Genomic DNA, 21,965 nt, shown 5'->3' with positions numbered 1-21,965 from the left:
ACCGGGAGAGTCCGCGGCAATTCCGGAGGGCGACGGCTTCATTCCCGCCCTTGCAGATGGCGGATGTCGCGCATCTTCGGGAACAGCCAGGCCCAAAGCCCGGCGACGGCGATCGCCCCGACGCCGCCGAAGACGACGGCCGGAACTGTGCCCATGAAGGCAGCCATGGTCCCGGCGCGGAACTCGCCGAGTTCGTTGGACGCCCCGACGAAGACCATGTTGACCGCATTGACGCGGCCGCGCACCTCGTCCGGCGTCCACAGCTGGATCAAGGTCTCGCGCACATAGACGCTGACCATGTCGGTGGCGCCGAGCATGGCGAGCGCGAAGATCGAGACCCAGACGATCGTCGAGACGCCGAAGACGACGGTGAAGGCGCCGAACAGCCCGACGAAGACCAGAAGGATGATGCCGGCATGATCGCGCAGGGGATGGCCGGCGAGCCAGACGGCAACCGCCAGGGCGCCGATGCCGGGAGCCGAGCGCAGCATCCCCAGGCCCCATGGGCCGAGATCGAGGATGTCGCGGGCATAGACGGGCAGCAGCGCCACCGCCCCCGACAGCAGCACGGCGAAAAGGTCCAGCGATATCGCGCCCAGCACGACCTTCTCGCTCCAGATGTAGCGGAAACCTGCAAACAGCGTGTCGAGTGACGGACGTTCGGTCCCGGTTCTTTGCACCGGTTTCGGGATGATGAAAACGAGGCCGGCACTGGCCATCATCAGCAAGGCCGCGATGCCATAAGCGATCTCGGACGACAGCCCGTAGAGCAGGCCGCCGGCGACAGGCCCGACAATCGTCGCCGTCTGCCAGGCAGAGGAATTCCAGGCCACCGCGTTGGCGAAATCCTTCGGCGGCACGAGATTGGCGACCAGCGAGGCCGCGGCCGGGCCGAAGAAGGCACGCGCCACGCCGAACACGGCGAGCACGATGAAGATCGGCACAACGCCGGTCAGGCCGCGCAGCGAGAGCAGAAGCAGCGCCAGGGCACAGACGGCCTCCAGCATTGCGGCAAACCCCATGATCAGGCGGCGGCCGAACCGGTCGGCGATCGCTCCCGTCACCAGGACAAGCAGCAGCGACGGGATGAACTGCACGATGCCGACCAGGCCGAGGTCGAACGGATCGCGGGTAAGATCGTAGACCTGCCAGCCAACGGCGACGGAAACGATCTGCGTGGAGAACGTCGCCAGGAACCGTGCCGACCAGAAGGCCAGGAACGGGCGGTGCCGGAAGGCAGCATAACGCTGGCTGTCGGCGGTCGCGGCTTCAGAGGACATCGGGCTCGATATGCGAGAGATATGAAGAACCGCGCTGTCCTTAGCGCGGATCGCGACGTTTATCGCCTCTTAATTCAAAGCTGGACCAGGAATAATGCAGCCGGCCGCTCGAAATCGACGGATCGATCGTGCATCCCCGGCTCAGCCCTCGGCCTTGAACGTCTTCGCCTCATCTCGGATCTTCTCCCAGTCGTTGCCGTGACGGTTCAACAACTCACGCGCCTGATTGGGAGAGAGATCGGTGGTCTCGGCCAGATGCTGGACTTCGAGCTCGCGGCCTTTCGCCAGCCGTCCACCCTCCGGTGTCCTTTTCTTCGCCATATCGATGATTCCTTATGACGAGGATGAACGCATCGATGACGAAAAGGTCGCATGTCGATGTAACCTTGCCCTCTGGACATTTCAGCGAGCCCGCGCACGGGGTCGGAACCTCCGCCTGCCCAGCCGAGTTTCAGGTGCGGCAAAGGAGTTTCTCGATGATCAAATGGCTTGTCAGGCTTGGCCTTGCGTTCGTGGCAACGCGGCTCGCAGCAAAATACATGGCGCCCCAGGCTGAAGCAGAACCCGCGGGCGCGCCGCCACGAAAGCGCCGGCAGCGGAGGGCCGCGACGTGACAAGGTTTGGATTGGCAGTTGCCGCGCTGACGGGGTATGTGGCCTACAGGCTCGGGTGCAGGCTGGTCGAGGAGAACAGCAGCGACAAGCCGCCGATGGAAAAGCCGCGCAAGGTGCGCCGGTCTCCGCCCGCGCATGTGGGCGTCGACGTGTCGGCGAAAACCGCCGATTAAAGGTAATGCCGCGCCTCCCTGCCGATTTCCGCACATGCCGGTCGTTTCGGTGATAGGCTGAAGCCGCGCCCAAGATTCTGCGGGCGCGTCCACACCAGGATCGGACATCGTCATGCATGCGCTTGAATGGGTTCCTCCCGCTCTTTTCGGAGCGGGCACGGGGGCTCTCGCTCTGGCGATCGTCGGATTCAGCTGGGGCGGCTGGGTGACGGCAAGCGGCGCGCAACGCATGTCCAGCGACGCTGCCGCGATCGCGGTTGCGGCCAGCCTCACCCCCTACTGTCTGGAGCGGTCGAAGAGCGATCCGCTGTCGGCCGGCATTCTGGCGGATATAAAGATCGCCAGGGCTTTCCAGCGGGCCGGGCTCGTCGAGCAGGCCGGCTGGGCGACGCCGCTCGGCGAGGAGAGGCCCAATCGCCAACTGGCCGCGGCGTGCGGGCAGGCGCTCACCGCGCAGGCCTTGCCCGTTCAATGAAATTGCTCCGCACAGCGGAGCGGCGCCAGGACCGACGACGATGCTGACTTCCACCTTCACGGCAATGCGGGCACAAGGCGTGCCCATCCGGGCATTGCGCAATGCGGCGAAACTGAACTTCCGCGTCACCACCTCGACCTCGGGGGAACCGGCCGACGGCCCTCCGGCGCATGCGACACAAAACTTCTGGACGGAGGTTGTTTCGGCGCGCCGGGCCTACCGCAAGAAGACCGGCCACAATATCGAGGACATTCTTTCTGCCTGAGCCGGGCGCGGACCTACGCAAGCCATCAATCAGAAGGTGATGCTGCTCAGGGCCAGGTAGAGAGCAGATCCCACCACGGAGGCGGCGAGCAGGATCAGCAGCAATGCGGCGGGCTCGGCCGCCAATCGCCCGAGATACCTCACAAGCCACCGCCTTGCCGAGCAGGCACCCGATCCCTTTGGGACGGTGGCGTTTCTTGCTGCCGACACGAAAAATTGGAAGACATGACGTCCTACTTCCCGGCTGGGGCCAGGGCGGATCGTCAGCCCTCAATCGACAGCGCCCTAAAAAAGGCTGCCGATCGCAAGATGCTATCAGCATGCCGTCGGGATAGCGAATTTATTCGCGGCCGGGGAAGAGCGGATTATACCAACGGCGTTTGAATTTGACCGCCGCCGGTATCGGGCATTGCCGGATTTTCCACGCTGATGCAATACAATGTCGGAGGGATATAGGAAAAGTTTCCTTGCTCTTTTCCGCCTCTCTGCTATTGTGCTTTCCGAACGGAGGCTGGAATGGACCGGGCGGAACGCGAAAATGAGCAGGAGACGCTGAAGGGCATCGCAGCGGTGCTGCTCAGGCTCGCCGTTCTGGCCGAGTTCCTTTGCGTCCTGCCGCTCTGGATTCGCGTTCTGGTGTTGGCGCTCTTGCGGCCGGCCGAGGCCGTTGCGCGGGCGTTTGCTATCGAGCAGGCTGGCGGCGCGCTTGCCTTGCCAGCGGCTGCGGTCGGCGGGGCGGATGCCGATGGCTGCGCCGAGGCTTTGCGGCTCGCCCGCTGCTTCCGCGCGCTAGCCGTCGTCTTCGGCGGCTTGCAGGGTTTTTTCGCCGGACTGCGGCTGTTTCGCGGCGGGCCGAACCGGCGTCTTGCGCAAAACGGATCGGCGATGGCTTGGCAGGATCACGCAATGAGGGCGCGGCGCGCAATGGCTTGCAGCGGGGCGGGGCTCATCGATACGTCGTGACCGCTGGGGCGGCGGCTAAAAGACCCGCCGAGCCGACCCGCCCGGCTTTCGGATCGGGCTCTGACTTGTTGAGGATTCGAACGCCACCCGCCAGCTGCGCTTTGCGGGGGGTGTTGGTATGCCTATGCCAATGGCGGTCAGGGTTAACCGACGTCGGTCTCAGTGCTCGGTCAGTGCTTCGTTGAGCAGGTCGAGGTCGACGTAGAAATAGCGGACCAGGCAGCGCTGGACTTCTTCGGTGTCGAAGCCGTGGCTTCTGAGATAGGAGACCGATTCATGGATGGCGCGGCGGTCGACCAGCTTGGTCTTGCGGTCGTCCTGGGCGTCCATGAGGGCGTCCATCTCGGCGATGTTCCGATCCTTGGGCAGGATTTGCATATGGTTTCCCGGAGCCTTCATGCCTGCCAGAGTAGCGAGTTAAGGATAACAAAACGCTAATGCGGCGAGGTAGCGCGCCGAGCAATGTTGAAGGAATGAGATTGCGCAGGAATGACGCCCGCCGCGGAACCGCGACGGGATGGGCAATCATTCTTCGCTTATGGAATAGCCGGCGCCGCGCACCGTACGGATGACGTCCGGCAGCCGGCCGGTGTTGACCGCCTTGCGCAGCCGGCCGACATGCACGTCGACGGTCCGCTCGTCGATGTAGATCGTCTCGCCCCAGACATTGTCGAGCAGTTGCCCGCGCGAAAACACCCGGCCGGGATGCCGCATCATGAATTCGAGCAGCCGGAATTCTGTCGGCCCGAGCCTGATCTCGCTCTTCTTGCGATAGACGCGGTGGGATTCCCGGTCGAGCACGATGTCGCCGACCTTCAGCACCGAAGACAGCACCTCCGGCTTGGCACGCCGCAGCAGCGCCTTCACACGGGCCACGAATTCCGGCGTCGAGAACGGTTTTACCAGATAGTCGTCGGCCCCCGTAGCCAGCCCGCGCACCCGGTCGCTCTCCTCGCCACGCGCCGTCAGCATGATGATCGGCAGCCGCTCGGTTTCGGGCCGCATCCTGAGCCGCCGACAGAGTTCTATGCCGGACACCGCCGGCAGCATCCAGTCGAGCACCAGCAGGTCGGGCACGTTCTCCTGCAGGCGGATTTCCGCCTCGTCGCCGCGCATGACGACTTCGACCTGATAGCCTTCCGATTCCAGATTGTAGCGGAGGAGGACGCCCAACGGCTCCTCGTCCTCGACCACCATCACCTTCGGAGCGATCATCGCGCCTCGCTTGCCGTTATTCGGCGAGGACGGTCGTTGCCGTCTCGTCGAGTTTCGGGCGGTTCGCCGGAAGCTGCGAACCGGTCAGGACATAATAGGCGTTTTCCGCGATGTTGGTCACGTGGTCGCCGATGCGTTCCAAATTCTTGGCGCAGAACAGGAGGTGCGTGCAGGCGGTGATGTTGCGCGGATCCTCCATCATATAGGTCAGGAGTTCGCGGAACACCGAAGTATACTTGAGGTCGACCTTCTCATCCTCGGCGCGCAGCCGGTCGAGTTCGCTGGGCCGGCGCCCGGTATAGGCGGCGACCACGCCTTCGATCTGGGCGAGCACCAGCGTCGCCATGTCGTCGATGCCGTGCGACAGGCCGCGCGGCGTGGCGCCTTCGCCGATCGCGCCGACGCGCTTGGCGACGTTCTTGGCAAGATCGCCGATGCGTTCGAGGTCGCCGGCCATGCGGATGGCGCCGAGCACGGCGCGCAGATCTTGCGCCATCGGCTGGCGCTTGGCGATCAGCGTGATCGCCCGGTCATCCAGCTCGCGCTGCTTGGCGTCCATGACGGTATCTTCGGAGATGATCCGCTGCGCCGCCGCCGTGTCGGTGTGCAGCAGCGCCCGGATCGAATCGCCGACCATCGAACTCGACAGGCCCGCCATGTCGCGGATCAGCTGGTCGATCTGTTTCAGATCCTCGTCAAACGAGGCAACTGTGTGTTCGCGCATCAAATAACTCCAAAATTCATGGAAGCACCGGGGAACCGCGAGCGAAATGCGTCAGGACGAGGCGAAAATGGTGAGGTTCGAGAACCGGAGCGGAGCGTACATTTTAGTACGTGAGCACCGGAAGCGCAGAACCTCAACATTTGCAGCCCGTCATCACGCATTTCGACGCGGTTCCTAGCCGAAGCGGCCGGTGATGTAGTCCTGCGTGCGCTTGTCGTCGGGGTTGGTGAACATCTTGTCCGTCGCCCCTTCCTCGACCAGGTAGCCCAGATGGAACATGGCGGTGCGCTGCGACACGCGCGCCGCCTGCTGCATGGAGTGGGTGACGATGACGATCGTGTAGTTGGCGCGCAGCTCGTCGATCAGTTCCTCCACCTTCGCGGTGGCGATCGGGTCGAGCGCCGAGCAGGGCTCGTCCATCAGGATGACTTCAGGCGACACCGCGATGGCGCGGGCGATGCAGAGACGCTGCTGCTGGCCGCCGGAAAGGCCGGTGCCCGGCTCGTTCAAACGGTCCTTGGCCTCGTTCCAGAGAGCCGCTTTCTTCAGGCTGGACTCGACGATTCCGTCGAGGTCGGCCTTGCTCTTGGCGAGGCCATGGATCTTCGGCCCGTAGGCGACGTTCTCGTAGATCGACTTAGGGAACGGATTGGGTTTTTGGAACACCATGCCGACGCGGGCCCTGAGTTCCACCACGTCGATCTTGGGATCGTAGATGTCTTCGTTGTCGAGCGTGATCTTGCCGGTGACGCGCGCCGAGTCGATCGTGTCGTTCATGCGGTTGAGGCACCGCAGGAAGGTCGACTTGCCGCAGCCCGACGGGCCGATCAGCGCCGTCACCTGGTTCTGCCGGACGTCGAGTTCGACGTCGAACAGCGCCTGCTTCGGCCCGTAGAAAACGCCAACCTTGCGGCCCTGCATCTTGATCACTTCGTTGGGTTTCGCAGTCATGCTGCCGCTCACTGCCTGTTCCAGTTTCTGTTCGGTCATGATGTTCATGGGAACCTGCTCTCCGTCTACCAGCGACGCTCGAAACGGCGCCTGAGCACGATTGCGGTGATGTTCATCGCCATGAGGAACACCAGAAGGATGATGATGGCGCCCGACATGCGCTCGACGAAGGCGCGCTCGGCCTCGTTCGCCCACATGTAGATCTGCACCGGCAGCGCGGTTGCCGGGTCGAGCGGCGTCGTCGGATAGTCGGCGACGAAAGCGACCATACCGATGAGCAGAAGCGGCGCGGTCTCGCCCAGCGCACGCGCCAGACCGATGATCGTACCGGTCAAGATGCCGGGGGTGGCGAGCGGCAGCACGTGCTGGAACACAGCCTGCGTCTTCGAGGCGCCGAGGCCGAGAGCTGCCGAGCGGATCGACGGCGGCACGGCGGCGAGGGCTGCGCGGGTGGCGATGATGATGGTGGGCAGCGTCATCAGGGTCAGCACCAGGCCGCCGACCAGGGCCGCCGAGCGCGGCATGCCGAGGAAGTTGATGAACACCGCCAGGCCGAGCAGGCCGAAGACGATGGACGGCACGGCGGCGAGGTTGTTGATGTTGACCTCGATGATGTCGGTCAGCCTCGTCTTCTTGGCGAACTCCTCCAGGTAGATGGAGGCGGCGACGCCGATCGGCAGCGCCAGCAGCAGCACGATCACCATCATGTAGAACGAGCCGATGATGGCGACGCCCATGCCGGCCATCTCGGGGCGGCTCGACGCGCCGTTGAAGAACAGGCCCGTGTTGAACTTGCCCGTCATCGCGCCTTCGGCGCGCAGCTTGTCGATCAGCGCGACCTGCCGGTCGGAAACCTTGCGGTTGCCCTCGGCGACGTTGAGGTCGATCTGGCCTTTATACGCCGAGTCGATATTGGCGCTGGCCAGCACCCAGATGTCGCGGGTGGTGCCGATGATCGAAGGGTCGGCGATGACCATGTCGCGAAGCTGCGTGCGCACGCCCTCGGAGAGGAAGCCGCGCAGCGCCGCGAACTGCGGCTTGTCGTCGGGCGAGATGCCGAGCTTTGCAGCGAGCGCGTCGCGCGCCAGGTTCGGATAGTTGGCGGTAACCAGTACATTCGGGTCGGTCGCCCGCTTGTCCTGCGGATCGATCACCTTAGCGTCGAAGGTGATCGGCAGCAGCACCGACGTCTGCATGAACGAGGTATAGCCTTTGCTGAAGATGGTGATCAGCATGATGGCGAGGAAGACGATGCCGACGGAGATAGCGATGCGGCCGTACCAGCGGAAGCGGGTCTCGGCGGCGTAGCGCCGTTTCAGGCCGATGTCGCGGCGTGCCGGCGCCTTGGCGATCGGCAGGCTGTCCAGCGTGGCGGCGGTCATTCGTACTGCTCCCGATATTTGCGCACGATGTAGAGGGCGACGATGTTCATGATGAGCGTCACCACGAAGAGGGTGATGCCGAGCGCGAAGGCGACCAGCGTCTGCGGCGAGTTGAACTCGAGATCGCCGGTGAGCTGGTTGACGATCTTGACGGTGATGGTGGTCATCGCCTCGAACGGATTGAGCGTCAGGTTGGCGGCGACGCCGGCGGCGAGCACCACGATCATCGTCTCGCCGATGGCGCGGGACGCGGTCAGCAGGATGGCGCCGACGATGCCGGGAAGCGCCGCCGGCAGGATGACCCGCTTGATGGTCTCGGAGCGCGTCGCCCCCAGCCCCAGCGAACCGTCACGCATGGCGCGCGGCACCGCGGTGATGATGTCGTCCGACAGCGACGACACCACCGGGATCAGCATGATCCCCATGACCAGGCCCGCTGTGAAGATCGACTGCGCCTGGATGAAGGGCGAACCGCCGGTGAGCGCCGCGCTGAGATCACGCAGGAACGGCCCGAGCGTGACCACCGCGAAGATGCCGTAGACGATGGTGGGGATGCCGGCCAGCAGTTCCAGTGTCGGCTTGACGATGCCGCGAACCCGGCGCGAGGCGTATTCGGCCATGTAGACCGCGGACAGCAGGCCGACCGGCACCGCGACCAGAAGCGCCACCAGCGCGATGTAGAGCGTTCCGGCCAGCAGCGGGATCAGGCCGAACTGACCGGCCGAGTCGCCGGCGCCGGCCGCGGCGAAGCGCGGATCCCAGACCACGCCGAAGAAGAAGTCGGCGAGCGGCACCGATGTGAAGAAATGAAAGGTCTCGAACAGCATCGACAGCACGATGCCGACTGTGGTCAGGATGGCGATGGTCGACGAGCCGAGCAGCGCCCACAGCACGACGCGCTCGACATTGTTGCGCGCCCGCGTCCTGGGCTGGATGCCGCGGACGGCGAAGGCCGCGCCGGCAAGCGACAGGATCAGGCCAAGCACGCCACCGGTAAGCCGGAGATTGTCGCTGGCGCGGTTGGTCGCGACGGCGACCGGGATCATGTAGTCCTGCGTGTCGGGCGCCAGCGCGACGCCCTTGGCGATCAGAAGCGGCTGCAGCTCGGCGAAGGTCTCGGGCAGATTGTCACGGGTGGTCGCATCGAGCCTTCTCAGGCCGTTGGCGAGGCTTTTCACCAGGCCGAGTTCGAGGCTGCGGTTCGGCACCGCGCTGTCCGCCGTCTGCGCCGGAAGCTGGGCCTCGACATGGCGCTCGATATAGATCGAGGAGCCGATGCTCCAGACGGCGAGGAAAAGCAGGGCCGGCATGACAGCGAGCAGGAACGCCCACCAGGCGTGATAATGCGGACGCGAGTGCTGCTTGACCGCGCCGCCCGTATGCACTGCGGCACGCTGGCGGCCGATGAAATAGGCGACCACGCCGATCACGACGATGATGGCGACAAAATAGGTCATCGGCATAGATGGGACTCCCGGCGCATGCGGCAGGAAAGGGAGAGCAAACAAACAACAGGGGTCGCCGCGCGGCCGGAAGCCGCGCGGCCACTTCGATCGTTACATGGTCTTGCCGGCGGCGAAGTCGTCGCGCTGCTGCTGGCGCTCGGCGTCCGGAGCGGCAACCAGGCCGTATTCGGCGAGCGGGCTCTCCGGGCCGACCATCTGGTCGTCGAGGAAGAACTCGACATATTCCTTCAGGCCCGGAACGACGCCGAGATGCGCCTTCTTCACGTAGAAATACAGCGGACGCGACACGGGATACTCACCCTTGGCGATCGTCTCGGTCGAAGGCACGATGCCGGAGACGGTGGCGACCTTCAGCTTGTCGGCGTTGTTCTCGTAGAAAGCCAGGCCGAATACGCCAACGCCGGTCTTGTTGGAGTCGATGCGGGCCAGCGTCTCGGTGTAGTCGCCATCGATGTCGACGGCCTTGCCGTCCTTGCGGACGCCGACGCAGGCCTTGGTCACTTCCTTCTCGCCGACGCCGGCAGCCTTGACGGCCTCCTTGTCGCAGCCGGCAGCTAGCAGCTTCTCTTCGAAGACTTCGCGCGTGCCGTGCTTCTCGCCGGGGATGTAGGCGGCGATGTCCCAATCTGGCAAGGCCGGGTTGACCTGGCTCCACTTGGTGTTCGGATTGGCGACGAGCTTGCCGTCGACGACGAGCTGGGCGGCGAGCGCCTTATAGACGTCGGCCGGGGTGAGCGCCCAGTCCGGACCCTTGATGTCGGTGGCGAACACGATGCCGTCATAGCCGATCTTGACTTCCTGCACGTCCTTGACGCCCGCTGCGACGCAGGACTTCACTTCGTCGTCCTTGATCTTGCGCGACGAGTTGGCGATGTCGATCGTGTCTTCGCCGACGCCCTTGCAGAATTCCTTGATGCCGGCGCCGCTGCCGCCGGACTCGACGACCGGGGTCTTGAAGTTGGTGAAGGTCTCGCCGAAGGATTCAGCGACGATCTTCGCGTAGGGAAGAACGGTCGACGAACCGGCGATCTGGACCTGGTCGCGCGCAGCGGCGTAGCCGGCCGTGGCGGCCAGCGCCAAGGCCGCGGCCGACGCTGTGAGGATAGCTTTTTTCATGAGGCCTGCTCCTGTCGGAAAATTTGGCTTGGGACGCCTTCCAGCGGCGTCGCGGAGAGGCCTTAACGAGGCTATGTAACAGTTGCATGACAGTTTCGTGTCGGGACGGTAAAGCGCCCGTTCATCATGTCGCACAAGCTTTGCCGGCGTATGGCGGAGCCCTTCGCCGGCTCCGGGCGGGCAGGACATGGAGCTCCGATGTCTGGCGGCCGTCATATTGTCGGCGACGGGATCGTCATGGCGGGCGATCGTTCGCCGGCTTGTCTCAGCCGCGCGAAAGCCGCGTGAAATGCCCCATCTTGCGGCCCGGCCGGGCTTCCGCCTTGCCGTAGAGATGCAGCACGAGATCGGGCTCCGCCAGGAGCGTCGGCGCGCGGAAGACGTCGTCGCCGATGAGGTTCTCCATCACGCAGCCGGAGTGCCGGCGCGTGTCGCCGAGAGGCAACCCGGCGACGGCGCGGATATGCTGGTCGAACTGCGAGACGGCGCAGGCGGCCTCGGTCCAGTGGCCGGAATTGTGGACACGCGGCGCGATCTCGTTGGCAAGCAGGCTGCCGTCGGCAAGCACGAAGAACTCGACGCCGATGACGCCGACATAGTCGAGCGCGGCAAGGATAGAGAACGCCGCTTCGGTCGCCGCCCGGGCGGTTGCCGGCGAAACCCGCGCAGGCAAGGTCGAGCTGTGCAGGATGCCATCGCGGTGGACGTTCTCGGCAGGATCGAAGGCGAGCATCCTGCCGTCGATGCCACGCGCCGCGATGACGGAGATTTCGCGCTCGAACGGCACGAAACCTTCGAGGATCAGCGGCACGCCGCCCATGGCCGCAAAACCGCCGCTCACCTCGCCGACATGATCGCGGAACACCCGCTGGCCCTTGCCGTCGTAACCCAGCCGCCGCGTCTTCAGGATGCCGCTGCGCCCGAATGCCGCAAGTCCGTCTTCGAGATCGGCGTCGCTGTCGACCGCACGAAACTCGGCGGTCCCGACCCCGATGCCGTTCAGGAAGGATTTTTCGGTCACGCGGTCCTGCGCGACCTCCAGCGCCCGTGGTGGCGGATAGACCGGCACGGAAGCGGCAAGGCGTGTTGCCGCGCCGACCGGCACATTCTCGAACTCATAGGTGACGACGGCAGAAACCCTCGCCAACTCATCCAGCGCTGCCGGATCGTCATAGGCCGCGACGATCTGCCGATTGGCGACCTGCGCTGCCGGGCAATCCGCCTGTGGCTCGAGGATCACGGTGCGGTAGCCGAGCCGAGCTGCGGCCATGGCCAGCATGCGCCCGAGTTGGCCGCCGCCGATGATGCCGATCGTCGAATTCGGAAGAAGTGGTTTTGTCATGCGTCAGAAGGCGTCTCGGCGACGGCAGCCGTCTGCCTGGCGCGCCAATCTTCCAGCCGGCCCGCCAGCGCTTCGTCCGTCAGGGCGAGCACGGCGGCGGCGAGCAGCGCCGCGTTGACAGCTCCCGCCTTGCCGATCGCCAGCGTGCCGACGGGAATGCCTGCCGGCATCTGGACGATGGAAAGCAAGGAATCCTGCCCGGAAAGCGCCTTCGACTCCACCGGCACCCCGAACACCGGCAAAGCGGTCAGCGCCGCCGTCATGCCGGGAAGATGCGCCGCGCCTCCTGCGCCGGCGATGATCACCTTGTGCCCGGCCGCCTTGGCGCCGGTAGCGAAATCGTAGAGACGCTTCGGCGTGCGGTGCGCCGAGACGATGCGGTCGTCATGCGGCACACCGAGCGCGTCGAGCGTCTCGGCGGCATGTTTCATGGTCGCCCAGTCGGACTGGCTGCCCATGATGATGGCGACGTCGGCTGTGGCCACGCTGTCGTCCCTGGTCGCTAGAAAAGTGGCGCTTAGCGGAATTGCCGCGAGGGGGCAAGGACGGCCCGCGCGCAATGGCCTCTTGTGCACTTTCCGGGGCGAAGCTTGCGCGTGCAAGCGTCGACAGCATCGCCGACATTGCAGCAGCGTCGTTGTTCCAGTTTCGGCGAATGGCCTGACGCGCGCTTGCGGCGGTCGAGGCGTTTGGCTACGCCTTCGGCATGACAACGCACCGCTTCACCGCCGCCGCCTGGCACAATGTGCTCGGCACTTTGCCGCCCGCCCTCACCGTCGCGTCGGGCGATACGGTGATCACCGAGACGATCGATGCCCACGGCATCGACAAGGACGGCGTGCAGCGCGCCCCGGAGCCGAACCCGATGAACGGCCCGATCTTCGTCACCGGCGCCGAGCCGGGTGATGCGCTCAGGGTCGACATCGTCCGCATGACGCCGATCCGTGCCACCGGATGGACCCGCGCGTCGCTGGCCGGCAATGTCGTCGACCCGGAATTCGTGCGAAACCTGCCGCCGCGCGACAAGGTGAACTGGCGGATCGACCGGCAAGGACTTACGGCTTCGCTGGAGCCGGCCGTGCCGGGCCTCGAACATCTCGTCCTGCCGCTCGAGCCGATGATCGGTTGTTTCGGCGTGGCACCCGCCGGCGGGCAGGCCTTCTCCACCGCCACCAGCGCGGAGAACGGCGGCAACATGGACTATCGCGGTTTCGGCCCCGGCGCGACCGTGTGGTTTCCCGTCGCCGTACCCGGCGCGCTGTTCTTCCTCGGCGACTGCCATGCGACACAGGGCGACGGCGAGATCGTCGGCACCGGCATCGAGACCTGCTTCGAGGTCGAGGTGCGCCTGACGGTCGAAAAGAGCCGCAATCTCGTCTGGCCGCGCGGCGAGAGCGCCACCGACATCTTCTCGGTCGGCAACGCGCGGCCGCTCGACCAGGCGCTGCAGCATGCGACGACCGACATGTTCAACTGGCTGACCAGCGACTACGGCATGAGCCCCACGGCCGCCAGCCATCTCATGGGACAGGTCGTCCGTTACGATGTGGGCAACGTCTTCGACCCGGCCTACACCATGGTCTGCCGCATCGAAAAGAAATGGCTGCCGAAGCTCTCAGAGCCGTGATCGCAGGCCGCCGTCGTTCAAAATGCCAATCGGCGATGAGCGCTTCGGGCGAAAGGTCGAAATCGAGAGAAATTGACCGACGCAGAGGCTGAATTTCGCCGGTATCCGGGCAGCAGGACGTGGCGCAGACCCTTCACGCGATAATGTCGGGAATGATCCGGTCTTCCAGCGTCACCAGCCGGTCCTTGAGGGCCAGCTTCTTCTTTTTCATGCGCTGGATCTGCAGCGGGTCGCAGGCCATGGCGATCATCGCGTTGATCGCGGCATCGAAATCGGCGTGTTCCTGTTTGAGCTTGGCGAACTCAAGACGAATCTCGGTCTGATCCTGGTCGGACATGGTTTCCGTCAACAGAAATTCCGGCGCTGGGCGCCAAATGAGGCGGGTCCGGTCGTTCAATGTCGCCCGGCGCGAACCCCATACCATATTTCGCCGTATCAGGAAATCCTGCGAGATCGCATTCGACATTGCCACATTCTGGTGGCAGACTGTCATTGTACCGTCACACGGCGGCATGGGCGGTAGCCGCGGTATGGCGTGCATCGAGGAAACCATGAAGGGAGAAGCAAGCATGTCTCTTGCCCACCACCTTGACGAGTTGCAGCGGAAACACGGTGATATCGAACGCCAGATCGACGAGGCGATGAACCATCCATCGGTCGACGATCTCGAAATCGTGAATCTGAAGCGGCGCAAGTTGGCACTGAAAGACGAAATGGAGAAATTGAGGCACACCACGCACTGAGTTCGGTCTCAGTCAGCAACGTTTTCCGGCGTCCGGCGGCGATGATCGTCGCCGGGACGCCAAGGGAAGATGTTTCAGGTTTCCTGTTCTACCCGCAAATGCGAAGTTTTGCGCCGTCGCCGCCACACAGGCGAGCCCGTCCGATGACGTTCCCGCAGGTTGACCTGGCGGCTACCCGGTCCAGAACTGATCCAGCCAGATGTTCAGCTTCAAAAAGCCGTTCTCGCTGACGGCATAGACGCGTCTCGTTCCGTCGGCCCTGGCGCTGACCAGCCCGGCATCCAGCAAAACCTTGAGATGCTGCGATACGGCCGGCCTCGATACGGGCAGGCCGGAGGCCAGTTCGCCGACCGTCTTCGGCCCGCGCCGGAGTTCTTCCAGCAGATGGCGCCGGTGGGGGTCTGCAATTGCCGCGAATGCGTCAGTGAGCATGACCTGATGTTGCGGCAAATGCCGAAAATTCTCAACCGTCTTGTTCGGGCTTGATGCGTGGGTCGAGCCGCGCCGCTTCGGGGGTCGCTCCGCGCTCGGACGGCATGGTCTTGAACGCCTCGCGGGCGTCGACCGGCACAGGGGCACGCTTCGAGATGCGCAGCAGCGTATAGGCGGCGAGCGCGATGTGCGCGGCTGCCGTCGCCAGGAACAGGCTCTCCGGCCGCATCCAGCTCATCAGCAGCGATCCCAGCAGCGGGCCGATCATCGTGCCGAAACCGTAGAGCAGCAGCAGGCCGCCCGACACTTTTACGAAGTCTTCCGGGCTGGCATGGTCGTTGGCATGCGCCACCGCCAGCGAATAGAGCGTATAGGCAAGCGCCCCGTAGCAGGCAGTCATGGCGATGACGGTCACGCCGGTCCGCGGCGTGGCGAAGAACACCAGCAGCCCGAACAGCGCAGCCCCCAGCGAGGCGGCGGCGAGCACATAGCGCCGGTCCGTCCGGTCCGACACGCGGCCAACCGGCAGCTGCATTGCAGCACCCGCCACGACGACCAGGCTCATCATCAGCGCGATCTCGGCAGTGGTAATGCCGATGCGCGCGCCATAGACCGCGCCGAGCGTGCCCCAGGCGCCATTGGCGACGCCGACCAGCAGGCAGCCGAAGAAGGCGACGGGAGAATTCGCGTAGAGGCCTTTGACGTCGAGCGAAACGTCCTGCAGCGGTTTTGGCGTGGCCGCCGTCGACATGGCGGTCGGCAGCAGCGCCAGGCAGAAGAAGATGGCCGCGACCATGAACAGCGAATCGGTGCGCACATCGCCCGCCGCCACGATCATCTGACCGGCCATGATCGAGGCGTAAGTGACCATCATGTAGAGGCCGAAAACGGTGCCGCGGTTCTCGTTGGTCGCCTTTTCGTTCAGCCAGCTCTCGATCACCATGAACGCTCCCGCCATGGTGAAGCCGGTGGCGGCGCGCAGGATGATCCACGCGACCGGGTGGATCATCAGGCCAGTCAGCAGGGCGATGATCGCGCCGGAGGCGGCAAACGCCCCGAAGGCCCGGACATGCCCGGCCCGCCGCACCAGGCGCGGCGCGATGAAGCAGCCCGCGACGAACCCGCCCGCCCAGGCGGTGCCCAGCAGGCCGAGCACGGCGGTGGAAAATCCCTCCTCCTGGCCGCGCAGCGGCAGCAGCAGGCCGTGCAGGCCCGAAGCCGCCAGCAGGAAGGCGGTGCCGCGCAGCAGGGAGAGGATCGGCCGGTAGGTCGCAAACATCATTCAATCCGGATCAGACGCTGGAAGGGGCCTGCGTTACAATAGCCGATTTCGGCGGTGGCGTGACCGGAGACATGCGACGCATGGCGACGTAGGCAGCGGCCAAGACGAGTTCAAACCAGTTCGATTATTTCTCATTCCCCTCGAAATGCCCTTCGATATCTCGATGCCCTTCCAGCACGTTCACGACCTCAAACACCTCACCTCGATAACGGAAGAAAATCACATAACTTTTGAAGGTAAGACTACGCAAATCCGACCGTAGCTCCCGCCTTGGCCGACCCATCTGGCCAGGCAGGCTCGCGAGTTGCCGACACTTCTGGTGAAGCCGATCACGAAAATTTTCAGCGATCTTGCGGCTGCCGCTCTGTATAGTGATGTAAAGCGTGATCTCCGCGATGTTGGCTCTTGCGGCGTCGGTATAGCGCAACCTTGTCACGATCTGTTTTGCGCCTGGGCATCTTCCCACCGATCAAGGCGCTCATTGACATAAGCGTCGACGTCCTCGGCGCTGTGACTGCCGCCTCCGGCGATCGATGCGTCGATGGTTTCGCGCAGCGCCTTCAGCTTCGCCTCGCGTTCTTCCACGAGGCGCAACCCCTCCAGCACGATCTCGCTCTGCGAGCCATAGCGACCCTTCTCCACAAGATCATTCACGAAATCTTCCCAGCGTTTTCCAATCGATACATTCAAGGCGCAACCTCCTGTCCGGCGGAGCCGCCACAACTCATACCATAAATGTGGCAATGAGTGTGAACTCCTCGTCGCCGACGACCTCATTGTCTATCTTCGAAAAAATACCTCCGCCGCCGATTTCGTCGCCCCTCGTTTGGCGCGCTCCTCCTCCAGCCGCTCGATCTCTGCCTTCAGCAACGCGATGCGTTGCACCAGTTCGTCGGCCGACATCAGGGATATGTCCTGGCCCACCACATGGGCGCTCGCCGGCTTGCGTGGTTCGTCGTCGAATATGGCCATTCTCGACCTCCCGTTTGCCAGATCGGCGGACACCCTACATAAGGGGCAACCCAACAGGCAATCGCGGCTGCACAACCGATCGGAGCGAACGATGACGGACGATACGAAAATTCCGGCGCGGATGACAGCCGTTGCGATCTCTCAGCCGGGCGGCCCGATGGTGCTCAAGGCGGAAAAACGCGCGGTCCCCGAGCCCGGCGAGCACGAGATTCTCATCCGCGTCCATGCCGCCGGCGTCAATCGGCCGGACGTGCTGCAGCGCAAGGGCGCCTATCCGCCGCCGGCCGGAGCTTCGGACTTGCCGGGGCTGGAAGTGGCGGGAACGGTGGCGGCCGTCGGTCCGGGCGTGAAGCGCTGGCGGCTCGGCGACGCCGTCTGCGCGCTGACGCCGGGCGGCGGCTATGCGGAATTCTGCAAGGTCGACGAAACCAACGCTTTGCCGGTGCCCGCGGGTTTCACCATGACCGAGGCGGCCGCCCTGCCGGAAACCTTCTTCACCGTCTGGCACAACGTGTTCGAGCGCGGCGGGCTGAAGGCCGGCGAAACCTTTCTCGTCCACGGTGGCAGTTCCGGCATCGGCACGACGGCGATCCAGCTGGCGAAAGCCTTCGGCGCGACGGTCGTCACCACCGCGGGATCGGCAGAGAAATGCGAAGCCTGCCGCAACCTCGGCGCCGACCTTGCGATCGACTACAAGCGGGAAGATTTCGTCGAGGCGGTGAAAACCTTCACATCAGGCAAGGGTGCCAACGTCATCCTCGACATGGTCGGCGGCAATTATGTCGACCGCAACTATTCGGCGGCGGCCGTCGAGGGACGTATCGTGCAGATCGCCACGCAGGCCGGGGCGACGGCCAGCGTCGACGTGTCGAAAATCATGGTGAAACGCCTCGTCCACACCGGCTCGACGCTCAGGCCGCGCACCACCGAGTTCAAGGGCGCCGTGGCGGCCGCGCTCGAGGCGCAGGTCTGGCCGCTGCTGACCTCACGGCGCGTCGCGCCGGTCATGGACATGATCTTTCCGTTCAAGGAAGCCTGGCGCGCCCACGAGCGGATGGAAGAGGGCGAGCACATCGGCAAGATCGTGCTCGACGTCGCCTGACGGAATATTGCACCGGTTGCCGGTACGGCCGAGGTCTTCAGAACCCGAAGCAGGCGCCACGCGGCGAGCCGCGCGGCCACCTGAAATTCACGCCATGCCGAGCGCGGCCATGTAGAGGTCGAGGATCGCCTCCTCTTCCTGCCGCTCGTTGGCGTCCTTCTTGCGCAGGCGGATGATGGTGCGCACGGCCTTGGTGTCGAAGCCCGTGCCCTTCATCTCGGCATAGACGTCCTTGATGTCGTCGGCGATGGTCTGCTTTTCCTCTTCCAGCCGCTCGATGCGCTCGATGAAGGCCTTGAGCTGGCCTGCCGCGACGGTCTGGCTGGTTTCGGTGATGTCTTCGGCCATGTCTGTCTCCGGAACGGCGGTTGAAGGGCCGCGACTCGGAAGCGCGGCGAGGACGCGGTTCGATGCCCGAAGCAGGCAGGAGGGTCAAGAGCCACGTCTTCTGCCGCACGGGAATGCCTGCAGACCCGGTGCGACGGGCGGCCTGGAAAATGTCTGCTTGCCGACGCCTCGGCGGCGGCCGCCCTCAGTGTTCCTTCGGACGATTGGTCTCGAAAGCGGCCTTCTTGGCGTCCGACGCCTCGGTCTGGTGGAGGGCCTGCCATTCGGCATAGGGCATGCCGTAGACGATTTCGCGCGACTGATCTTTTGACAGGGCAGTTCCAGTTGCTTCCGCCGCCTCGCGATACCAGTTGGACAGACAGTTGCGGCAGAAGCCGGCGAGATTCATCAGGTCGATGTTCTGCACGTCGGTGCGCTCGCGCAGGTGCTCGATCAGGCGCCGGAACGCGGCGGCCTCGAAATCACGCCTCTGGTCGTCGCTAAGTTCGGACATGGCGGCCTCCATCGTCATCGGCTCGTTTTCGACGCACGCGGTTCTCCCTGATCGCTAGAACGGGCCGGTGCGCGAGCCATATTGCCTGACCTCATGTATATCGGGTCGGCCGTTGATCGCGTCAACGATGGGCGCCAGCCTTTCGGCCCAGGCCTCGGCGCCCGCCGTGTCCGCGATCAGGTCCTGGCGGATCTCCAGCAGCGCATGGGCGAACCCGTTGACGATCGCGTGCTTGTACATCGTGTCGCCCTTGAGCGCGCCATCGTACGGCTCGTTGTCGCCGATCGTGAGCAGCGGATCAGCCGCCAGCATCTCGATGAGCGGCGCGGCAACGCGGCCGTCGAGATCCCACAGCACGCCGGCGTGCCACGGCCGCACGCGGCCCTGCATGACGGGCGTGAAGGAATGGATGGAAAAGATAAACGGCGCGGCCCCGCTCTCGCGCGCCACCGAGGCGGTCATGGCCGCCACCGCGTCATGATACGGGCGGTAGAACATGTCGAGCCGGCGCTCGCGCTCATCCGCCGTCATCGGATAGTTCGCCGGGACAACGGTCCCGTCATAGAGCTGGCGGATCAGCGTCGGGTCGTCCTCGCCCCTGTTCGGATCGATCAGCAGTCGCGAAAAGCCGGCGAACACCGCCGGCACACCGAGCCACTCCGCAAGCGAGCGGATCACCGCTTCGACGCCTATGTCGTAGGCGATGTGGCGGTCGAACTCGCCCGGCGGCAGGCCGAGGTCGCCATATTCGTCCGGCAGGTCGCGGCGCGCATGGTCGGCGACGAGCAGGATGCCGCGCCGGCGGTCACCCTCGATCATCACGAAAGGGGCGAAAATTGCCGATCGTGTCATGAGCCTTCCATGTGGATCGCTGCAATGTGGAGGAGACCAGCGTCTTTCCATGAAGCGGCCGGCGGCGCAATGCCGTTGTTTCGCCAATCTTGAGGCGGAAATCCGGCGTGGGAATCATGAAACGGCGCGACGGGCTTAAATCGATTGGATCGGCAGGCCGCGCGCGTTGACATGTGCGCGCAGTTTTCCGAAAAGGGGTGCCCGGGAATGATTTCGTCAGCTTCAAGAGGTTTGGAAATGGTCTTTGCCGCCGGCCAGCGCAGCCGTTGCGCCGTCGCGGTCGTGGCCGCCTTCACGGCGCTGCTGGCCTTCGGCGCCACCGAGGCGCGGGCCGACTTCAGGGTCTGCAACGCCACCCAGAGCCTCGTCGGCGTCGGAATTGGCTACCGCGCCAAGGCCGGCTGGGTGACCGAGGGCTGGTGGCATATCGAAGGGTCGAGCTGCAAGACGCTGATCGAGGGGCCGCTCGCCTCGCGCTTCTACTACCTCTACGCGGAAGACGCCGAGCGCGGCGGCCTCTGGGACGGTCCCATCACGATGTGCGTGGCCGGAAACGAATTCAAGATCGCCGGCGTAACCGACTGCGTGGCCAGAGGTTTTCAGCGCGCCGGCTTCCAGGAATACGACACGGGCGAACAGGCAAGCTGGATGGTCCAGCTCACCGACCAGCCCGCGACCGGCGGAGATGCCGCCGCGACAGGGACACCGACGCCATGAGACGCAGCCGCAAGGTCAAGATCCTCGCCACGATAGGCCCGGCCTCCTCCTCGGCGGAGATGATCCGCAAGCTGTTCGAGGCCGGCGCCGACGTTTTCCGCATCAATATGAGCCACACCGACCACCCGCAGATGCGCACGCTGGTCGAGCGCATACGCTCCGTCGAGGACGAGGTCGGCCGGCCCATCGGCATTCTCGCCGACCTGCAGGGACCGAAGCTCCGCGTCGGCAAGTTCGCGGACGGCAAGGTGGCTTTGCGCGTCGGCCAGACCTTCACGCTGGACAACGATCCGACCCCCGGCAATGCCGATCGCGTGCATTTGCCGCACCCGGAGATTCTGGGGTCCGTCCAGGCCGGCCACCGCCTGCTGATCGACGACGGCAAGCTGGCCTTGAAAGCCGTGCGTTGCGACGGAAATTCCATCGAGACGGTGGTGATTTCCGGTGACAAGATATCCGACAAGAAAGGCGTCAGCCTTCCCGACACCGAGCTCCCGGTCGGCGCGCTGACCGAAAAGGATCGCGCCGATCTCGACGCGGTGCTGGCAACGGGTGTCGACTGGGTGGCCCTGTCCTTCGTCCAGCGGCCCGATGATCTCGCGGAAGCTCGAAAGATCGCACGCGGCCGCGCCTTGCTGATGGCCAAGATCGAGAAGCCGCAGGCGGTCACCCGGCTGGCGGAGATCATCGAGCTTTCCGACGCGATCATGGTGGCGCGCGGCGATCTCGGCGTCGAGATGCCGCTGGAGGCCGTTCCCGGCATTCAGAAGCAGATCACCCGCGCGGCGCGGCGCGCCGGCAAGCCGGTGGTGGTCGCCACCCAGATGCTGGAATCGATGATCACCGCCGCTGCGCCGACCCGCGCCGAGGTTTCGGACGTGTCGATCGCGGTTTTCGAAGGCGCAGACGCGATCATGCTGTCGGCCGAGTCGGCCGCCGGCGCCTATCCGGTCGAGGCCGTGGCTATGATGAACCGCATCGCCGAGCAGGTCGAGAAGGATCCCTTCTACCCCGGCATCATCAATGCCCAGCGCTCCGAGCCGGAAGCCACCGGCGCGGACGCCATCTCGCTGGCCGCGCGCCAGATCGCCGAGACACTGAACCTTTCCGCCATCGTGACCTATACCGCCTCGGGCACGACCGGCCTGCGGGCGGCGCGCGAGCGGCCGCGCGTGCCGATCATCGCGCTGTCGCCGGTGCTGGGGACGGCTCGGCGGCTGTCGCTGCTGTGGGGAACGCATTGCGTGGTGACGCCCGACGCCATCGATCTCGACGACATGGTCGAGCGCGCCTGCCGGATCGCCAAGGCGGAGGATTTCGGCAAGCAGGGCGACCGCGTCATCATCACGGCCGGCGTTCCGCTGCGCACGCCGGGTTCGACCAACATGCTGCGCATCGCCTATATCGGCGCCGACGGCAGTTCCTGAACAGC

29 protein-coding genes are annotated in these 21,965 nt (G+C 64.8%); 9 read left to right on the top strand and 20 right to left on the bottom strand.

What is annotated here, in order from left to right; translation table 11 throughout:
- Positions 1 to 38: 38 nt before the first annotated feature.
- Positions 39 to 1,280, bottom strand: a complete 1,242-nt coding sequence (locus ACSBOB_RS05330; protein ID WP_442581418.1) for an MFS transporter — start codon at positions 1,278 to 1,280, stop codon at positions 39 to 41.
- Positions 1,281 to 1,421: 141 nt separating this feature from the next.
- A complete protein-coding gene (locus ACSBOB_RS05325; protein WP_442581417.1) occupies positions 1,422 to 1,601 on the bottom strand; it encodes a hypothetical protein in 180 nt (59 codons plus the stop codon).
- 289 nt (positions 1,602 to 1,890) lie between these two features.
- Here ACSBOB_RS05325 and ACSBOB_RS05320 point away from each other — a divergent pair, with 289 nt between their 5' ends.
- The 4 genes from ACSBOB_RS05320 to ACSBOB_RS05305 all read left to right on the top strand — a co-directional run bounded on the left by ACSBOB_RS05320 (position 1,891) and on the right by ACSBOB_RS05305 (position 3,769).
- A complete protein-coding gene (locus tag ACSBOB_RS05320) occupies positions 1,891 to 2,067 on the top strand; it encodes a hypothetical protein (protein WP_442581416.1) in 177 nt (58 codons plus the stop codon).
- 112 nt (positions 2,068 to 2,179) lie between these two features.
- Positions 2,180 to 2,542: a hypothetical protein gene (locus tag ACSBOB_RS05315; protein WP_442581415.1), complete on the top strand. Its 363-nt coding sequence runs from the start codon at positions 2,180 to 2,182 to the stop codon at positions 2,540 to 2,542.
- 40 nt (positions 2,543 to 2,582) lie between these two features.
- Positions 2,583 to 2,807 (top strand): hypothetical protein, encoded by a 225-nt coding sequence (locus tag ACSBOB_RS05310; protein ID WP_442581414.1) that lies wholly within the window; start codon positions 2,583 to 2,585, stop codon positions 2,805 to 2,807.
- 515 nt (positions 2,808 to 3,322) lie between these two features.
- Positions 3,323 to 3,769 carry a hypothetical protein gene (locus ACSBOB_RS05305; protein WP_442581413.1) on the top strand — a complete coding sequence of 149 codons (447 nt, stop codon included), beginning with the start codon at positions 3,323 to 3,325 and terminating at the stop codon, positions 3,767 to 3,769.
- 159 nt (positions 3,770 to 3,928) lie between these two features.
- Here ACSBOB_RS05305 and ACSBOB_RS05300 read toward each other — a convergent pair whose 3' ends face one another.
- The 9 genes from ACSBOB_RS05300 to purE form a co-directional block, all read right to left on the bottom strand.
- Positions 3,929 to 4,147: a hypothetical protein gene (locus ACSBOB_RS05300; protein WP_442581412.1), complete on the bottom strand. Its 219-nt coding sequence runs from the start codon at positions 4,145 to 4,147 to the stop codon at positions 3,929 to 3,931.
- Positions 4,148 to 4,294: 147 nt separating this feature from the next.
- Complete coding sequence (gene phoB, locus ACSBOB_RS05295; RefSeq protein WP_396643964.1) at positions 4,295 to 4,984, bottom strand: phosphate regulon transcriptional regulator PhoB; 690 nt, start codon at positions 4,982 to 4,984, stop codon at positions 4,295 to 4,297.
- A 16-nt stretch (positions 4,985 to 5,000) separates the two neighbouring features.
- Complete coding sequence (gene phoU, locus ACSBOB_RS05290; protein ID WP_442581411.1) at positions 5,001 to 5,708, bottom strand: phosphate signaling complex protein PhoU; 708 nt, start codon at positions 5,706 to 5,708, stop codon at positions 5,001 to 5,003.
- Between the two features lie 174 nt (positions 5,709 to 5,882).
- Positions 5,883 to 6,707: a phosphate ABC transporter ATP-binding protein PstB gene (gene pstB / locus ACSBOB_RS05285; RefSeq protein WP_442581410.1), complete on the bottom strand. Its 825-nt coding sequence runs from the start codon at positions 6,705 to 6,707 to the stop codon at positions 5,883 to 5,885.
- Between the two features lie 17 nt (positions 6,708 to 6,724).
- Positions 6,725 to 8,041: a phosphate ABC transporter permease PstA gene (gene pstA, locus ACSBOB_RS05280; protein ID WP_442581409.1), complete on the bottom strand. Its 1,317-nt coding sequence runs from the start codon at positions 8,039 to 8,041 to the stop codon at positions 6,725 to 6,727.
- Entirely contained in the window at positions 8,038 to 9,498 is a 1,461-nt protein-coding gene (gene pstC, locus ACSBOB_RS05275; protein WP_442583644.1) for a phosphate ABC transporter permease subunit PstC, read from the bottom strand. The genes pstA and pstC overlap by 4 nt, the downstream gene beginning before the upstream one ends.
- A gap of 99 nt (positions 9,499 to 9,597) precedes the next feature.
- A complete protein-coding gene (locus ACSBOB_RS05270; RefSeq protein ID WP_442581408.1) occupies positions 9,598 to 10,623 on the bottom strand; it encodes a PstS family phosphate ABC transporter substrate-binding protein in 1,026 nt (341 codons plus the stop codon).
- Positions 10,624 to 10,888: 265 nt separating this feature from the next.
- Positions 10,889 to 11,965: a 5-(carboxyamino)imidazole ribonucleotide synthase gene (locus tag ACSBOB_RS05265; protein WP_442581407.1), complete on the bottom strand. Its 1,077-nt coding sequence runs from the start codon at positions 11,963 to 11,965 to the stop codon at positions 10,889 to 10,891.
- The gene (gene purE, locus ACSBOB_RS05260; protein WP_442583643.1) at positions 11,962 to 12,423 is read right to left on the bottom strand and encodes a 5-(carboxyamino)imidazole ribonucleotide mutase; all 462 of its coding nucleotides are present in this window, start codon (positions 12,421 to 12,423) and stop codon (positions 11,962 to 11,964) included. The genes ACSBOB_RS05265 and purE overlap by 4 nt, the downstream gene beginning before the upstream one ends.
- A gap of 248 nt (positions 12,424 to 12,671) precedes the next feature.
- Between purE and ACSBOB_RS05255 the strand changes: the two genes are divergently transcribed.
- Positions 12,672 to 13,592, top strand: a complete 921-nt coding sequence (locus ACSBOB_RS05255) for an acetamidase/formamidase family protein (RefSeq protein ID WP_442581406.1) — start codon at positions 12,672 to 12,674, stop codon at positions 13,590 to 13,592.
- A 133-nt stretch (positions 13,593 to 13,725) separates the two neighbouring features.
- On the opposite strand, the gene ACSBOB_RS05250 is transcribed toward ACSBOB_RS05255, so the two are convergent.
- A complete protein-coding gene (locus ACSBOB_RS05250) occupies positions 13,726 to 13,929 on the bottom strand; it encodes a YdcH family protein (RefSeq protein WP_442583642.1) in 204 nt (67 codons plus the stop codon).
- Between the two features lie 232 nt (positions 13,930 to 14,161).
- On the opposite strand from ACSBOB_RS05250, the gene ACSBOB_RS05245 reads away from it, so the two are divergent.
- Entirely contained in the window at positions 14,162 to 14,335 is a 174-nt protein-coding gene (locus ACSBOB_RS05245) for a YdcH family protein (RefSeq protein ID WP_442581405.1), read from the top strand.
- Between the two features lie 171 nt (positions 14,336 to 14,506).
- Here the strand turns inward: ACSBOB_RS05245 and ACSBOB_RS05240 are convergent, their stop codons facing one another.
- The 5 genes from ACSBOB_RS05240 to ACSBOB_RS05220 all read right to left on the bottom strand — a co-directional run bounded on the left by ACSBOB_RS05240 (position 14,507) and on the right by ACSBOB_RS05220 (position 17,021).
- On the bottom strand, positions 14,507 to 14,767 hold the full coding sequence (locus tag ACSBOB_RS05240; RefSeq protein WP_442581404.1) for an ArsR/SmtB family transcription factor: 261 nt from the start codon (positions 14,765 to 14,767) through the stop codon (positions 14,507 to 14,509).
- 31 nt (positions 14,768 to 14,798) lie between these two features.
- Entirely contained in the window at positions 14,799 to 16,046 is a 1,248-nt protein-coding gene (locus ACSBOB_RS05235; protein WP_442581403.1) for an MFS transporter, read from the bottom strand.
- Positions 16,047 to 16,173: 127 nt separating this feature from the next.
- Complete coding sequence (locus ACSBOB_RS05230; protein WP_442581402.1) at positions 16,174 to 16,485, bottom strand: type II toxin-antitoxin system RelE/ParE family toxin; 312 nt, start codon at positions 16,483 to 16,485, stop codon at positions 16,174 to 16,176.
- Entirely contained in the window at positions 16,482 to 16,703 is a 222-nt protein-coding gene (locus tag ACSBOB_RS05225) for a type II toxin-antitoxin system ParD family antitoxin (protein WP_442581401.1), read from the bottom strand. Before ACSBOB_RS05225 ends, ACSBOB_RS05230 begins: the two co-directional genes overlap by 4 nt.
- A gap of 126 nt (positions 16,704 to 16,829) precedes the next feature.
- On the bottom strand, positions 16,830 to 17,021 hold the full coding sequence (locus tag ACSBOB_RS05220) for a DUF1192 domain-containing protein (protein WP_442581400.1): 192 nt from the start codon (positions 17,019 to 17,021) through the stop codon (positions 16,830 to 16,832).
- Between the two features lie 91 nt (positions 17,022 to 17,112).
- On the opposite strand from ACSBOB_RS05220, the gene ACSBOB_RS05215 reads away from it, so the two are divergent.
- Entirely contained in the window at positions 17,113 to 18,123 is a 1,011-nt protein-coding gene (locus ACSBOB_RS05215; RefSeq protein ID WP_442581399.1) for an NAD(P)H-quinone oxidoreductase, read from the top strand.
- An 87-nt stretch (positions 18,124 to 18,210) separates the two neighbouring features.
- Here the strand turns inward: ACSBOB_RS05215 and ACSBOB_RS05210 are convergent, their stop codons facing one another.
- The 3 genes from ACSBOB_RS05210 to ACSBOB_RS05200 all read right to left on the bottom strand — a co-directional run bounded on the left by ACSBOB_RS05210 (position 18,211) and on the right by ACSBOB_RS05200 (position 19,816).
- Complete coding sequence (locus tag ACSBOB_RS05210) at positions 18,211 to 18,471, bottom strand: DUF2312 domain-containing protein (protein WP_308060297.1); 261 nt, start codon at positions 18,469 to 18,471, stop codon at positions 18,211 to 18,213.
- Between the two features lie 184 nt (positions 18,472 to 18,655).
- On the bottom strand, positions 18,656 to 18,964 hold the full coding sequence (locus tag ACSBOB_RS05205) for a DUF1244 domain-containing protein (RefSeq protein WP_442581398.1): 309 nt from the start codon (positions 18,962 to 18,964) through the stop codon (positions 18,656 to 18,658).
- A gap of 54 nt (positions 18,965 to 19,018) precedes the next feature.
- Positions 19,019 to 19,816, bottom strand: coding sequence for an N-formylglutamate amidohydrolase (locus tag ACSBOB_RS05200; protein ID WP_442581397.1), 798 nt, complete (start codon positions 19,814 to 19,816; stop codon positions 19,019 to 19,021).
- A gap of 237 nt (positions 19,817 to 20,053) precedes the next feature.
- Between ACSBOB_RS05200 and ACSBOB_RS05195 the strand changes: the two genes are divergently transcribed.
- Together ACSBOB_RS05195 and pyk are read left to right on the top strand one after the other, a co-directional pair.
- Entirely contained in the window at positions 20,054 to 20,533 is a 480-nt protein-coding gene (locus ACSBOB_RS05195) for a DUF1036 domain-containing protein (RefSeq protein ID WP_442581396.1), read from the top strand.
- Entirely contained in the window at positions 20,530 to 21,960 is a 1,431-nt protein-coding gene (gene pyk, locus ACSBOB_RS05190) for a pyruvate kinase (protein ID WP_442581395.1), read from the top strand. The genes ACSBOB_RS05195 and pyk overlap by 4 nt, the downstream gene beginning before the upstream one ends.
- Positions 21,961 to 21,965: the final 5 nt, after the last annotated feature.

The organism is Mesorhizobium sp. KACC 23794, assembly GCF_052180275.1.
Lineage (GTDB): Bacteria > Pseudomonadota > Alphaproteobacteria > Rhizobiales > Rhizobiaceae > Kumtagia.
Note: the sequence above shows the minus strand (reverse complement) of the source record. Positions and strands in the feature narration are given on the sequence as shown.

Coding starts and splice junctions, on each gene's coding strand:
- pstA (WP_442581409.1), bottom strand. CDS start 8,041: ATGACCGCCGCCACGCTGGACAGCCTGCCGATCGCCAAGGCGCCGGCA.
- ACSBOB_RS05200 (WP_442581397.1), bottom strand. CDS start 19,816: ATGACACGATCGGCAATTTTCGCCCCTTTCGTGATGATCGAGGGTGAC.
- ACSBOB_RS05195 (WP_442581396.1), top strand. CDS start 20,054: ATGGTCTTTGCCGCCGGCCAGCGCAGCCGTTGCGCCGTCGCGGTCGTG.
- pyk (WP_442581395.1), top strand. CDS start 20,530: ATGAGACGCAGCCGCAAGGTCAAGATCCTCGCCACGATAGGCCCGGCC.
- ACSBOB_RS05235 (WP_442581403.1), bottom strand. CDS start 16,046: ATGTTTGCGACCTACCGGCCGATCCTCTCCCTGCTGCGCGGCACCGCC.
- phoU (WP_442581411.1), bottom strand. CDS start 5,708: ATGCGCGAACACACAGTTGCCTCGTTTGACGAGGATCTGAAACAGATC.
- ACSBOB_RS05245 (WP_442581405.1), top strand. CDS start 14,162: ATGTCTCTTGCCCACCACCTTGACGAGTTGCAGCGGAAACACGGTGAT.
- ACSBOB_RS05255 (WP_442581406.1), top strand. CDS start 12,672: ATGACAACGCACCGCTTCACCGCCGCCGCCTGGCACAATGTGCTCGGC.
- ACSBOB_RS05310 (WP_442581414.1), top strand. CDS start 2,583: ATGCTGACTTCCACCTTCACGGCAATGCGGGCACAAGGCGTGCCCATC.
- ACSBOB_RS05315 (WP_442581415.1), top strand. CDS start 2,180: ATGCATGCGCTTGAATGGGTTCCTCCCGCTCTTTTCGGAGCGGGCACG.
- phoB (WP_396643964.1), bottom strand. CDS start 4,984: ATGATCGCTCCGAAGGTGATGGTGGTCGAGGACGAGGAGCCGTTGGGC.
- ACSBOB_RS05210 (WP_308060297.1), bottom strand. CDS start 18,471: ATGGCCGAAGACATCACCGAAACCAGCCAGACCGTCGCGGCAGGCCAG.
- ACSBOB_RS05300 (WP_442581412.1), bottom strand. CDS start 4,147: ATGCAAATCCTGCCCAAGGATCGGAACATCGCCGAGATGGACGCCCTC.
- ACSBOB_RS05205 (WP_442581398.1), bottom strand. CDS start 18,964: ATGTCCGAACTTAGCGACGACCAGAGGCGTGATTTCGAGGCCGCCGCG.
- ACSBOB_RS05325 (WP_442581417.1), bottom strand. CDS start 1,601: ATGGCGAAGAAAAGGACACCGGAGGGTGGACGGCTGGCGAAAGGCCGC.
- ACSBOB_RS05215 (WP_442581399.1), top strand. CDS start 17,113: ATGACGGACGATACGAAAATTCCGGCGCGGATGACAGCCGTTGCGATC.
- ACSBOB_RS05330 (WP_442581418.1), bottom strand. CDS start 1,280: ATGTCCTCTGAAGCCGCGACCGCCGACAGCCAGCGTTATGCTGCCTTC.
- purE (WP_442583643.1), bottom strand. CDS start 12,423: ATGGGCAGCCAGTCCGACTGGGCGACCATGAAACATGCCGCCGAGACG.
- pstB (WP_442581410.1), bottom strand. CDS start 6,707: ATGAACATCATGACCGAACAGAAACTGGAACAGGCAGTGAGCGGCAGC.
- ACSBOB_RS05250 (WP_442583642.1), bottom strand. CDS start 13,929: ATGTCCGACCAGGATCAGACCGAGATTCGTCTTGAGTTCGCCAAGCTC.
- ACSBOB_RS05305 (WP_442581413.1), top strand. CDS start 3,323: ATGGACCGGGCGGAACGCGAAAATGAGCAGGAGACGCTGAAGGGCATC.
- ACSBOB_RS05240 (WP_442581404.1), bottom strand. CDS start 14,767: ATGCTCACTGACGCATTCGCGGCAATTGCAGACCCCCACCGGCGCCAT.
- ACSBOB_RS05270 (WP_442581408.1), bottom strand. CDS start 10,623: ATGAAAAAAGCTATCCTCACAGCGTCGGCCGCGGCCTTGGCGCTGGCC.
- ACSBOB_RS05265 (WP_442581407.1), bottom strand. CDS start 11,965: ATGACAAAACCACTTCTTCCGAATTCGACGATCGGCATCATCGGCGGC.
- pstC (WP_442583644.1), bottom strand. CDS start 9,498: ATGACCTATTTTGTCGCCATCATCGTCGTGATCGGCGTGGTCGCCTAT.
- ACSBOB_RS05220 (WP_442581400.1), bottom strand. CDS start 17,021: ATGGCCATATTCGACGACGAACCACGCAAGCCGGCGAGCGCCCATGTG.